Annotated in this window: 10 protein-coding genes; 1 reads left to right on the forward strand and 9 read right to left on the reverse strand. The window is 40.4% G+C overall.

From position 1 onward, the window contains the following. Positions 1-3: 3 nt before the first annotated feature. The 5 genes from pilQ to M2R48_RS19570 are packed head-to-tail and all read right to left on the reverse strand — an operon-like array spanning position 4 to position 5,171. Positions 4-2,181 carry a type IV pilus secretin PilQ family protein gene (pilQ, locus tag M2R48_RS19550; RefSeq protein ID WP_262087209.1) on the reverse strand — a complete coding sequence of 726 codons (2,178 nt, stop codon included), beginning with the start codon at positions 2,179-2,181 and terminating at the stop codon, positions 4-6. 20 nt (positions 2,182-2,201) lie between these two features. After that, positions 2,202-2,732 carry a pilus assembly protein PilP gene (locus M2R48_RS19555; protein WP_262087210.1) on the reverse strand — a complete coding sequence of 177 codons (531 nt, stop codon included), beginning with the start codon at positions 2,730-2,732 and terminating at the stop codon, positions 2,202-2,204. Then, the gene (locus M2R48_RS19560) at positions 2,729-3,475 is read right to left on the reverse strand and encodes a type 4a pilus biogenesis protein PilO (protein ID WP_151801310.1); all 747 of its coding nucleotides are present in this window, start codon (positions 3,473-3,475) and stop codon (positions 2,729-2,731) included. Before M2R48_RS19560 ends, M2R48_RS19555 begins: the two co-directional genes overlap by 4 nt. Next, the gene (locus M2R48_RS19565) at positions 3,472-4,113 is read right to left on the reverse strand and encodes a PilN domain-containing protein (RefSeq protein ID WP_262087211.1); all 642 of its coding nucleotides are present in this window, start codon (positions 4,111-4,113) and stop codon (positions 3,472-3,474) included. Before M2R48_RS19565 ends, M2R48_RS19560 begins: the two co-directional genes overlap by 4 nt. Further along, the gene (locus M2R48_RS19570; RefSeq protein ID WP_262087212.1) at positions 4,113-5,171 is read right to left on the reverse strand and encodes a pilus assembly protein PilM; all 1,059 of its coding nucleotides are present in this window, start codon (positions 5,169-5,171) and stop codon (positions 4,113-4,115) included. The genes M2R48_RS19565 and M2R48_RS19570 overlap by 1 nt, the downstream gene beginning before the upstream one ends. Positions 5,172-5,334: 163 nt before the next feature. Here M2R48_RS19570 and ponA point away from each other — a divergent pair, with 163 nt between their 5' ends. Continuing rightward, on the forward strand, positions 5,335-7,875 hold the full coding sequence (gene ponA / locus M2R48_RS19575) for a penicillin-binding protein PBP1a (RefSeq protein ID WP_004816659.1): 2,541 nt from the start codon (positions 5,335-5,337) through the stop codon (positions 7,873-7,875). Between the two features lie 60 nt (positions 7,876-7,935). Here the strand turns inward: ponA and M2R48_RS19580 are convergent, their stop codons facing one another. The 4 genes from M2R48_RS19580 to M2R48_RS19595 all read right to left on the reverse strand — a co-directional run bounded on the left by M2R48_RS19580 (position 7,936) and on the right by M2R48_RS19595 (position 12,845). Further along, positions 7,936-8,739, reverse strand: coding sequence for a putative RNA methyltransferase (locus M2R48_RS19580; RefSeq protein WP_262087214.1), 804 nt, complete (start codon positions 8,737-8,739; stop codon positions 7,936-7,938). Positions 8,740-8,811: 72 nt separating this feature from the next. Next, positions 8,812-9,930 carry a phospho-N-acetylmuramoyl-pentapeptide-transferase gene (gene mraY / locus M2R48_RS19585; protein ID WP_004725416.1) on the reverse strand — a complete coding sequence of 373 codons (1,119 nt, stop codon included), beginning with the start codon at positions 9,928-9,930 and terminating at the stop codon, positions 8,812-8,814. Continuing rightward, on the reverse strand, positions 9,930-11,339 hold the full coding sequence (gene murF, locus M2R48_RS19590) for a UDP-N-acetylmuramoyl-tripeptide--D-alanyl-D-alanine ligase (RefSeq protein ID WP_262087215.1): 1,410 nt from the start codon (positions 11,337-11,339) through the stop codon (positions 9,930-9,932). The genes mraY and murF overlap by 1 nt, the downstream gene beginning before the upstream one ends. A gap of 9 nt (positions 11,340-11,348) precedes the next feature. Next, entirely contained in the window at positions 11,349-12,845 is a 1,497-nt protein-coding gene (locus tag M2R48_RS19595) for a UDP-N-acetylmuramoyl-L-alanyl-D-glutamate--2,6-diaminopimelate ligase (protein WP_262087546.1), read from the reverse strand. Positions 12,846-12,847 lie beyond the last annotated feature (2 nt).

Raw genomic sequence — 12,847 nt, forward strand, 5'->3', positions numbered from 1 at the left:
ATATTAATGATTTCTGGTACGACTGTCATTAACAATTCTTGGTGTCACAAAGATTAGTAACTCTCGTTTATTCTCTGTTTTGGCATCCTTACGGAACAATCGTCCTAAATACGGAATATCGCCTAAAAATGGAACTTTGACTTGGTTCGTGGTATTTTCTTGTTCAAAAATCCCCCCTAGTACCACAGTTTCACCATTATCAACCAACACATTGGTATTGATCTCATTTTTATTCAGAATGATTTCACCATTCGGTGCCACACCACCACGTGCATCGCTGGTAATATTTAACTGCATTTGTACTTTCCCTTCCGGGGTAATACTTGGTGTAACATCCAGACTGAGCAAAGCATCTTTAAATGCTGTCGTGGCTGTAGCAGTACCACCTGCTGTTGACGTGGTCTGGTAAGGAATTTGTTGACCCGAAGCAACTTTGGCTTTTTGTTTATCAGCAGTCATTACTTTTGGTGTTGAAATCACCTCACCATAGCCGTCAGATTGTAAAGCCGACAACTCTAGGTCCAACATAAAATCAGAAAGGCTAATTAAACCAAATGCAATTTTACTTGCACCCGCAGTCGTCACACCAAGATCGACGTTTAAATTATCTGGTCGAGTAATAGTATATTTGCCTTCATCATCTGGATCACGTAAATCCCATAAAGTCTTATCACTACCACCAACCAATAGATCATTATTTCGTGTAATTCCTTGAGATAAAATCCCCCACTTTACCCCCATTTCTTTGGTAAAATCTGTTGTTGCCCGCACAATACGTGCTTCAACCATGACTTGTTTTACCGAAATATCAAGTAAATCAATCATTTTTCGAACTTTATCGATATTATTAGCCGTATCGTTAATAATTAATGTATTTGTTCGTATATCTGCAACCGCACTTCCTCTTGAGCTGAGTAGGCTTTCTAAAGCTAAAGAATCTGTATTCGTAGTATTATTTGTCTGCGCACCTTTAGGATTTCTAGAGTCTTCGAGTAACTTTAGAACCTCGGCAACTTTTGCATAACTGAGTTGTATATATTCTGTTTGAATCGGTGCCAACTTAATACTTTGTGCAATTGCTTTGGCTTCATCTTCTTCAGCTTTAATCAACTCGGTGACAGGCGCAATCCAAATCACACTTCCATTACGGCGCTTATCTAAATTCTTGGTTTTTAAAATGATATCTAAGGCCTGATCCCAAGGTACATCTTTTAAACGTAAAGTGATATTACCTTGAACTGAATCTGCGGCCACCATATTAATACTGGTAAAATCAGCAAGTAGCTGTAGCACACGGCGTACTTCGATATCTTGAAAATCAAGTGAGATTTTCTTACCGGTATAAGACTGACTTGAACTTGGGCGATTTACCTTATTTTCTACAGGACGCTTTAAACTCACAGTTAATTTATTTTCCGCTTGGAAGGCCATATACTCATAGCTCCCCGCAGATTGAATGGTAATCACGCCATTTGAACCGTCATTATAAGCATCCACAGAAGAAACTGGGGTTGCAAAATCATTGACATTTAAACGACGAATTAAATGTGCTGGAATTTTATTTCCTAATGTTCGAATAACAACTTTACTGCCCTGTTGTTGTACATCTACAGGTGTATTTGCACCAGACAGATTTACAATAACCTGGCCCTCACCCGCATTGCCTCGCTGGAAACCGATATCTGCAATGCCTTGATTTTGCTTATTCTGTGTAGATGCAGATGCTGCATAAGTCGGTAAAGTTGCAGCTTGATTAGCATTATTAATCTTTAAAATAAAGGTATTCCCTTCAACACGTGTTGTAAAAGAACCACTATTTTTTAAATTTACTGTTAAGCGTGAACGTTGATCATCGGCCGCAATATCTACAGTCGACGCTTCTTCACTCGCCACAGCAATAGATGATTGATTGATCGTTTGCTTCGCCTGATCAAAATCCAAAATCAGTCGCGATGGATTATCCAATTGATAGGCTTGAGGCTGTGGCGGTAAGCCATTAAACATCACACGAATTTCTGTACCTTGCCCCGGTATTTTCATCGGTACAATATTGGTCATGGTTGTTTGCGCTGCTGCAACCTGCATAATCGCAATTGACACTGCCGCCATAGTAAATTGACGAAGTTGACTATTCATAAACTTACCATCCCCGTTAAAGATATTTTTCAAACTCTTTTTCATTTTTATTCCTTTATTCCGTTTTAATCTATTGGACCGATTAGAACTAGACTCCGTGGTCTTTCTATATAACCGTCTCGACCATCTGGAACGATTTCCAATAAATCAATACGGGTCGGCGTAATTTCAATAATTCGCCCCTGATTCATACCCATGTAATTGCCAAGTTGTACTCGCTCAATCTCACCGTCTGGTGTTTTGATCAAACCCACGGTCTGTCCAACAGCCCCTTTCATACTTCCTTTCAGTGTTAACGACTCTAAAGGATAGCTTTCAAGCGGCTGTGGTTGTCTTGAAAAATTCGGGTAGACGCGCTTGCCAGACATGATTTTCAATTCATTTGCCAATGAGTTTGGCAAAAATGGGCTGCGTAATTGTTGAGCTGAATAATTGAAACTTGGTACTGGATTAAATACTGGTGCAGGCTCAATCGGCATTGGTTGCTGATTTCGAATATTTGCCATCTCTTGATTAACAGCGTCAATACGAGAGTCACACCCCACCAACAATAGCGCAAACGAGATTCCACAAACTATTTTACTGAGCTGGTTCATTGTGGCGTCCCTCCTTGCTGAGGTGTCGTTGTTGTCTGCGCAGCATTCGCTGATTTATTTATTTTCTGCTCATCAGCTCCAATATAACGATAGGTTTTTGCTTTAATTGTATAGTCAATCACTGGCACATCAGATTTATTGTCTTGACTAGGTGTTCCTGTAATTGTGAAATCATGCAAAGTGACAATACGTGGTAAAGCAGCCAAACTACTTACAAAACTGCCAAATGAATGATAATCCCCTGTTGCATCAATCGAGATCGGCTGCTCAATAAAGAACTCCTGCTTCACTTCTGGTTCTAATTTGATATTTTTAAATTTCAAACCCGAACTTACCCCTGTCACATTAATATCTTCAACCAGACTCGGAATTTCAGTTTCTTTAGGAAGTTGTTCTAATTGCTGATTAAAATTTGCTTCCATTTGTTGCAGTTGTGCTTGATATTGCTGCAAGTTTCTTAATTTAGAGTCTTTTTCTTTAAACTCAGTTAATAAGTTTTGCTCAACTGTACGAGCTTGATCAATTGCATCTAGTTTAGGTTTAATTGCTAAAAAATAACCAATTGCACACACCACAAAAAACAAGAATACCCAACAGGTGACTTTAACGGATAAAGGCCAACTGCCATAATTATTCATATCCAAGGTATTGAACTGTTGAAAAAACTTCTCAACAGTCATCTTGTTCTTTTTTGGAGCATCATTTACAGATGATTCTAATTGCTCAAAATCTTCACGACTCATTTTGCACCCCCAGCAGCTGAAGCTTGTTCAGCTTTCGTCGCATCCCCATCTGCAGTAGATGCTATTTCACCTAAATCTACAGTCACCACAAAACTTCCATATGATTCTTCTACACGAGGAATCACTGAAGTCTGTCCTTTATTTTTATTTTCATCTGCAGCTAAGAATGAATTCATAAATGCATTTCGATACCATTCAGACGCCTCTAATCCACGTAACAATTCAGCAACTGTATTTGGACTTTCAGCTTTCCCCTCAATGGTAAATTTATCACCCACACGACTAAATTTTGTGATGTACATTTGTGCAGGGACAATTCGAACCAACTCATCAACGAGGCGAACAATCACAGGACGCTGACCTTGTAAGCCTTGGATCAGTTTCATACGTTCAATAATGGCATTACGACGTTCTTGTAAACCATCTAAAGTTTTTAATTGCGTATCTAAATTTTGATTGGTACTGGTCACCAATTGATTGGCTTGCTCCTGATCTTCTAACTTATGATCAAAATAGAACCACGCCAATAACACTGTCACCAAGCCAATCAGTGCAACCCCAACACATATCGCAACGAATTGCTTCTTCTTCTGTTCTCTTAGCTCATCACGCCAAGGGAGTAAGTTAATCTTTGCCATTAATCAAAACTCCTCAAAGCTAAACCACATGCAACCATTAATGAAGGTGCATCATTTTCTATTTTTTTTAAGTCAATTTGTGGCGAAAACCCCATCTGTAAAAAAGGATTTGCAATCGTGACGCGATAACCGAGTTTTTGTTGTAATAATTTTGCCAAACCAGGAATATTGGCATTACCACCCGCCAATAAAATATGGTCGATCTCGTTAAACTGAGAAGATGAAAAGAAGAACTGTAATGAACGAGCAGCTTGTTGTACAACTGCTTCTAAAAATGGCATTAAAACTTCTGTTTCAAAATCGTCAGGTAAAGTCCGATCTTTTTTGGCCCGACCAGCTTCATCATAAGACAAACCATAACGGTTCTGTACATCTTGAGTCAGCTGCTTGCCACCAAAAACTTGCTCTCGGGTATAAATGATCTTGCCATTTTGCATCACAGACAAAGTAGTCATGGTATGACCGATATCTAGGATACCCACAAGATTTACACCGATTGGCAAGGTATCGGAAAAGACCTCAAAAGCACGCTCAATTGCATAACTTTCTACATCTGCAATTTTAGGTGATAAGCCCGCGATTTCTAAAACTTCAACACGAGAATCGATATTCTCTGCACGTGTTGCAACAAGTAACACATTGACTCGATTTGGATTTGCCAGCTTATCTTTTAACACTTCAAAATCTAGACTGACTTCATCCAACGGGAAAGGGATATATTGTTCAGCATCCATTCGAATCTGAACTTCTCTTTCCTCATCCGACATATCTGCATCCATTTCGATGATTTTGTGAATCACCATAGATGTAGGTACAGCAACCGCAACATTTTGCGATTGAGGATTGCCAATATTGACTGCCCTTTCCAACGCATCAGCAACTGCTTCAGGATTAAGAATGTTTTTTTCAACAACACTCCCATCCAGCAGTGGACTTAATCCATAACTTTCAACCCAGTAACGACCGTTCTTAACAGAGAGCTCTAAAATCTTTACAGTAGTAGAACTAATATCTACTCCTATTAACCCCTTATTTGGCTTACGATATAGTCTAAGCACGATTGATTTCCTATTATTTTTTTATCCCCAATAAATAACACAAACCAACTGCATTTGGTCTTAATTTTTTACAGATACAATATCCCATCTAACAATCCATCACATGAGAAGCTATACTGAACGCAATTAGTTTGCCATTAGCTATTATTAAAACTTACTTGTTATGAAAAAGCTATCTTGTTCAGGTTATATTCATCCCTTTTTTTTGCTGATTATCATTATTTTAGTCGCAATTCCGATGGGCTTTTATGGAATGTATCTATATATTGCCCCATCACTACCAGAAATGAGCTCTTTAAAAAAGGCGCCATTGCTTAAACCTTTGCAAGTTTATTCAGCAGATAATCAGCTGATCGCTGAATATGGTGGCAAGCTTTCGGTGCCTGTTGAGTACAATCAGATCCCCCCACATTTCATTCATGCCTTCCTTGCTGCTGAAGATTCATCGTTCTTCGAACATAGCGGGATTAGCTTTAAAGGCTTAGGGCGTGCCGTGAGTGAAAGTGTCACTGGGTCAAATGTACAAACAGGTGGCTCAACAATAACCATGCAGGTGGCTAAAAATTATTATTTATCCCCTGAACGAACACTTAAGCGCAAACTTACTGAAGTTTTTTTGGCACGTAAAATAGAACAAAATCTATCGAAAGAAGAAATTTTATCTTTATATGTCAACAAGATCTTTTTGGGTAAAAATGCCTATGGTATTGCTGCTGCTGCAAAAATTTATTATGACAAAAGCTTAGATCAACTCAGTGTCGCACAAATGGCGATGATTGCAGGTTTACCTAAAGCACCGTCAAAATACAATCCTGTAGTGAATCCTGAACGCGCCTTAGAACGCCGCAACTGGATTCTAGGTCGTATGTTACAACTCGGCTATCTTAAACAAGCAGAATACGAAAAAGCTGTCGCTGAACCAATTAACCTAAGTATGCCTGATCGCGGCTTAAGTAATCGATTTCCCTATGTAGGCGAAATGGTTCGTTCAGAATTGGTTGAAAAGTTTGGTGAACAAGCAATTGATTCGGGTTATAAAGTTTATACAACCGTAAACAGCCAACGCCAACAATATGCAGAAGATGCAGTACAAAAAGGCTTGGAGGATTATGATCGTCGTCATGGATGGCGTGGTGCTGAAGCACATGATAAACCTTTAAAACAATTCATCCCTTATGCCAATACCTACCCTGCAGAAGTCATCAAAGTAGGCAGCAATAGTTTTGATGCCAAAATGCAAGATGGTTCGACAGTGACTGTGCCTTGGTCTGGTATGTCTTGGGCAAGAAAATATATTAATGCCAATGCAGTGGGTGGTGCACCAAGTCGAGCTTCGCAGATTGTAACTGTTAAAGATATTATTCGCTTACGTCCCAATGAAAATAAAACTGCGTGGTCATTGGTTCAAACCCCGAAAGCACAAGGTCAACTGATTGCAATCAACCCCAATGATGGTTCAATTGAAGCAGTGGTGGGTGGATACAACTTTTATCAATCTAAATTTAACCGCGCAATACAAGGCTGGCGTCAACCAGGTTCAACCATTAAGCCATTTATCTATGCGCTGGCGCTTGAACGCGGTATGACCCCTTACACCATGGTTAATGACAGTCCAATCACTATTGGTCGCTGGACACCTAAAAACTCTGATGGCCGTTATTTAGGCATGATTCCTTTGCGTCGTGCGTTGTACTTATCTCGTAATACCGTTTCTGTACGTTTATTACAAAGCGTAGGTGTAGAACGTGCACGCCAATTATTGATGGATTTTGGTCTGCAAGAAGATCAAATCCCGCGTAATTTCACGATTGCGCTGGGTACTCCACAAGTACTTCCTGTTCAAATGGCAACAGGCTATGCCGCAATTGCCAATGGTGGATATCGCATTCAACCGCATTTCATCAGCCGTATTGAAGATGCTTATGGCAAAACCATTTATGAAGCCGCGCCTGAATATGCGTGTATTCCATGTATCAATCAAAAAGAAACTGTGGCCAATACTGCAACCACCCCTGATGACGAGGCCATTGAAGGTACAAACATTACAGTGGATGAGGTTCAAACCCCTTTAAGCAAAGAAGAACAAAGTAAATATCGTCAAGCACAACGGATTTTAAAATCACAATCTGCTTTTGATATGGCAAATATTCTTCGTGATGTGATTGTGCATGGTACTGGTCGTGCAGCACTTAAAATTGGTCGCGATGACATTGGCGGTAAAACAGGAACAACCAATGATGCTAAAGATGCATGGTTTGCTGGCTTCAATGGCAAATTAGTTGCGATTGCTTGGGTCGGTTTTGATCAGCCTTCAACTCTCGGTCGTCGTGAATATGGTGGGATCGCAGCACTGCCAGTTTGGACTGGTTTTATGGGTAAAGCGTTAAAAGATACACCATCTGCTTGGGTACATTTTGACAAAAATGCCAAAGCACCAATTTCTCGTGAAGAACGTAATCAAACACAAGTTGAAGGTGCGACTCAAAACGAAGGCTATGGTTCATCACCACCTTTAGCACGTCCAATCTTTAAACCTGCGCCTGTTACACCATCACGTAATTCATCAAATGACTTTGAAGACTTGCCTGATGAAGGTACAGATCAACCGCTCAAACCGAACAAAGTAACACCGCCTGCAATGAATCAAGGCAGTGCGAAACGAGAAAGTGATTCTCTTGAGAATTTGATTAATGAAGTTCAATAATTAGTTTCTCAAATAAAAAATGCCATCGATTGATGGCATTTTTTATGGCTTAAATTTCTATTATTTTTTCTGAAAAATATAAATTTGAAAGGCTGCCTTTAACGTCGTTTTAACTTGTGCTTCCAAAACTAAACGCTTTTCAGGTTTTGCTTTATAAGCATAAGGGGTCATCGCAATCAGATTTTTGAGTTGTGCTTGATCCAACTCAAACGTTGTTTCGATAATCGGCTGCTCTATTAACTCAAAAGATGCTTGTAATTGTTCAACAAACTTTTGCGGCTCATGGGCTTTAACTTCATCAAACAAACCCTCACGCATGGCATATAAATGCTCTGGTGCAGGTGTTACCACCATCAAATAAGCCTTTGGCTTAAGTACTCGGAGTATTTCTTCTTCTGGGATCGGGCTAAATAAGCTAGTACACAAATCAATCGAATGATCCAAAACAGGTAGCGTCGCTCCTGTCCCCACAATCCATGTCACATCTTTATTGAGTTTTGCAGCAACCTGAACTGCATTTTTTGCAATATCAACCCCAATACATTGCATCACTTGATGTTGCATTGCATCAGTATAGTAGCCTTCACCACAGCCGATATCCAGCAAGTTTTCAACCCTTAACTCACGAATTTTCTCAACCACGGCTTGCTGTAAAGGTGCATAAAATCCACCACTTAAAAATCCACGGCGTGCTTGTACAGATTCAGGGGTATCCCCTGGATTTTTACTATGCTTATGTTGTACTACATGTAAATTTACATAGCCTTGTTTTGCCACATCATAACTATGATTATTTACACAGCGCCAAGTCCGATCCGATAGGCTCAATGCCTCACGACATACAGGGCACATCAACAAATTCATTGTATTCTCCAAAAGATATTTTTAGGCCATAAAAAAAAGCCGGCAAATGCCGACTTTTAAATTCACTTTGGCTTAACGTAATTTTAATGTCATTAGACCTAAAACTACCAGCATAATTGTGATAATCCAAAAACGGATCACCACTTGAGTCTCACGCCAGCCTTTTTTCTCATAATGATGATGCAACGGCGCCATAAGAAATACACGTTTATTGCGCATACGTAATGATCCGATTTGCAAGAATACCGAGATTGCTTCTACCACAAAGACCCCGCCCATAATTGCAAAGACGATCTCTTGACGAACCATTACCGCGATAGTGCCCAGCATTGCACCTAATGATAATGCACCAACATCTCCCATAAAGACTTGGGCAGGATGCGCGTTATACCAAAGAAATGCTAAGCCTGCTCCAATCATTGCAGCACAAATAATCACCAGCTCAGAGGTATATTTTACATAGGGAATATGTAAATAATTGGCAAAGCGTATATCACCTGCCAAATAAGCAAAAACACCTAAACCTGCGGCAACCAAAACAATCGGCATGATCGCCAGACCATCTAAACCATCGGTCAAATTCACTGCATTTGACCCACCATTGATTACCAGATAGGTAAAAATAATGAAGCCAATACCCAATGGAATTGAAGACAATGGAATACTCAGATTTTTAAAAAATGGTATCAATAAATCCAGCATATTCGCTGTATGTACAGGGCTGTCTTGCTGAGTTGCAATGATATACAACGCAATACCCGCCCCCAAAGAGCCAACCGAAGTCCAAAAGAATTTCTTCTTGGCAGGTAAACCCGCATTGTCTTTATAACGGACTTTAATCCAATCATCCGCCCAACCTACAGCACCAAAGATCACCATAACAGCCAAGACGATCCATACATAAGGATTGGATAAATCTGCCCAAAGCAAGGTACTGATCCCGATTGAAAGCAGAATTAAAATCCCGCCCATTGTTGGCGTACCCATTTTTTTGGCATGATTTTCAGGTGCATATGAACTGACAGCCTGACCATATTTAAGCGCTTGTAATTTACGGATCATGACTGGTCCCAAGGCCCAACCAATCGCAAGTGCAGTCAGTACACTGAGCAATGCTCGTAACGATAAGTATCGAACAACTTGGAACGCGTTCTCATAACCCGCCAAGTGTTGAAATAACCAATACAGCATTAAACTTTCTCCATCAAATCAGCCATCAACGTTTCCATATGGGTATAGCGAGAACCTTTAAACAGGAAACTCATGGACTGTGGTTGATGTGTTGCAATTAAACTTAACAATAAAGGTAAAGCTTGTTCTTGGCTAAGAAAAGCTTGTAATTTTTTACCATATTGAGTGCTTCGCGCACCTTCTTGTGTAGCAGGAGCAAACTCCCCTACCGCGACAACAAATTGGATCCCATCCACTGAAACTAGATCACGACCCAACATATAGTGTTGCTGCGCAGCAGTATCGCCCAGTTCGCCAATATCGCCAATCACCATCACTTTGATGCCTTGCTGTTGCGCAAGTACTTCTGCTGCTGCACGCATTGAAGTCGGATTGGCATTATAGGTATCATCAATAAATAAATGCTTGTGCTTATGAATAAAATTCAAACGCCCTTTTGCACCTTGTGCCGACTCCAAGCCGATTACAATATCGTCTAAATCAACGCCAATCGCCAAGGCAAATGCAGTCGCTGCTTCTGCATTATGGACATTATGTTCGCCTGCAAAAGGAAGATTGATTGTTCTTGCACCTTGAGGTGTATTAAGGGTAAAGATTGCAGACTGTGCGTGTAACTGAACATCTGTCGCAAAGACCTCGCCACCCTGACCAAAACTTAACACTTGCTCCGTGTCTACCACTTGACGAATCGTATCGGTAAAATCATCCTGAGCAGGAACAATTGCTGTTCCAGCTTGATCAATATGACGGTAAATTTCAGATTTGGCACGGCAAATTCCATCACGTCCACCAAATTCGCCTAAATGTGCAGTTCCAATATTTAAAATACCGGCAACATGTGGCTGCACAAGATTTGAGGTGTAATCAATTTCACCTTGATGGCTTGCACCAAGTTCCATCACCGCATATTGATGCTCTGAACGCAGCTCCAATAACATCATTGGCACACCAAGATCATTATTTAAATTGCCACGTGTAATCAAGGTCGGGGCTAAACGTGAAAGAATACTCCCCAACATTTCTTTGGTGGTGGTCTTGCCACTACTGCCTGTAAGTGCAATCACTTTTAATTGTGGATGTTGAGCACGACGATACGCGCCTAAATGCCCCAATGCCAAACGTGTATCTGCCACGACAAGTTGACAGATATTTACATCAACAGGATGGCTCACGATGGCAATTTGGCAGCCATTCACAGCCACTTGAACAACAAAATCATGTGCATCAAAACGCTCACCTTTGAGCGCCAAAAAAGCATCACCTAATTCAGCATGACGTGAATCAGTCAAAATACGTTTAATTTCACCTTGTGGTGCTTGATCTAAATACCAATAACCTTGAGTTGCTTCAGCAAGTTGTGCTGCTGACCATGGCTCCAAAGGCACAGTACTGGTGGTAGAGGTGTGCATCTCTTATTCCTAATGAGCTGGATAAGCTGAATTGGGTTTATGGTGTTGTGCATCTATTGCCGATTGCACTTCAACGACATCATCAAACCAATGACGAACACCATCAATTTCTTGATAATTTTCATGCCCTTTTCCGGCAATCACAACAATATCGCCTGATTGGGCATGCTTTACTGCATATTTAATTGCTTCACGGCGATCACGAATTTCGTGAACCTCATGCTGGCTAAAATCAATTTCATGCTTCATATCGGCAAAAATTTGCTCAGGATTTTCGGTACGCGGATTATCTGATGTGATCATCACGGGATTGGCTTGTTCCAAAGCTGCTTTGGTCATCAATGGGCGTTTACCGCGATCTCGATCACCACCACAACCAAAGACAGCCCAAAGCTGATTTTCAACATGGCGTTTCAAGGTTTTTAAAACCTGAGTTAAAGCGTCTGGTGTATGTGCATAATCCACCACAAACAGACGATCCTGATCACGAATCACCTGCATACGTCCAGGTGCACCTTTTAAGTTGGGTACAGTTGCGATAAGTTGTTTTAAATCAAAACCTGCTTGTTCAACAACAATTAAACTGGCCACCAAATTTTCAATATTAAAATGCCCAAGCAATGGGCTATTCACGGTAAATTCAGCTTTGGCTGTTTTGAGATGGAATGTTGCCCCATCTAGGCTATATTTAATCCCAAATACTTGGTAATCAGCCGCTTTAGAGGTTGAATAAGTTAATACTTTCGGATGTGACAGATTACTGCTTGCCGCATTCATCATTAGATCTGCATGCGCATCATCTATGTTAATTACTGCAACTTTTAACGCAGCAAATTTAAACAGCAATGCTTTCGCTTCAGCATAGGCTTCAAGCGTCCCGTGATAATCCAAATGATCTCGACTTAGATTACTATATGCAGCAATCTCAATATCACAACCATTTAAACGACCTTGTTCCAAACCATGCGAGCTTGCCTCAATTGAAGCGAATTCAGCACCTTGCATAGCAAAATCATGCAGAAGATTTTGTAAATGCAACGCATCTAAAGTGGTATGCGAAGACGCTTCTAGGTTTGGCAAAATCCCGTTCCCCGTAGTTCCCATTACTGCACATTTTTTATTTTGTAATGCCAGTAATTCAGCAACGAGGCGTGAAATCGTGGTTTTACCATTGGTTCCAGTGACTGCAAGAATTCGCGCAGCTTTTACTGGGGATGTCGCTTGTAAATATTGTTTTTGCCATTGTCCCATCAAGTGACGCACATCTGGGCAGATCAATGCAGATTCAAAACCTAAATCTGTTTCACTAATAATGCCCAATGCGCCTTTGTCTAAAGCGATTTGAGCAAATTGTGCGGTTTTTTCTGGTTGCGAATAACTGGTCAAAGCAATAAAAATTTGCCCTTGTTGTACATAACGACTATCTAGAGAAAAGCCATTAAATGACTCAGACATCCAAGCCTTTGTATTATCAACTTTATAAATATCTTGAAAATTAATCATTATGG

This window comes from Acinetobacter sp. I-MWF (assembly GCF_025433935.1).
Classification (GTDB): Bacteria; Pseudomonadota; Gammaproteobacteria; order Pseudomonadales; family Moraxellaceae; genus Acinetobacter; species Acinetobacter guillouiae.

Excerpts from the sequence above, each read along its gene's own strand:
- pilQ (WP_262087209.1), bottom strand. The coding sequence starts at position 2,181 with ATGAAAAAGAGTTTGAAAAATATCTTTAACGGGGATGGTAAGTTTATG.
- M2R48_RS19555 (WP_262087210.1), bottom strand. The coding sequence starts at position 2,732 with ATGAACCAGCTCAGTAAAATAGTTTGTGGAATCTCGTTTGCGCTATTG.
- M2R48_RS19560 (WP_151801310.1), bottom strand. The coding sequence starts at position 3,475 with ATGAGTCGTGAAGATTTTGAGCAATTAGAATCATCTGTAAATGATGCT.
- M2R48_RS19565 (WP_262087211.1), bottom strand. The coding sequence starts at position 4,113 with ATGGCAAAGATTAACTTACTCCCTTGGCGTGATGAGCTAAGAGAACAG.
- ponA (WP_004816659.1), top strand. The coding sequence starts at position 5,335 with ATGAAAAAGCTATCTTGTTCAGGTTATATTCATCCCTTTTTTTTGCTG.
- M2R48_RS19580 (WP_262087214.1), bottom strand. The coding sequence starts at position 8,739 with ATGAATTTGTTGATGTGCCCTGTATGTCGTGAGGCATTGAGCCTATCG.
- mraY (WP_004725416.1), bottom strand. The coding sequence starts at position 9,930 with ATGCTGTATTGGTTATTTCAACACTTGGCGGGTTATGAGAACGCGTTC.
- murF (WP_262087215.1), bottom strand. The coding sequence starts at position 11,339 with ATGCACACCTCTACCACCAGTACTGTGCCTTTGGAGCCATGGTCAGCA.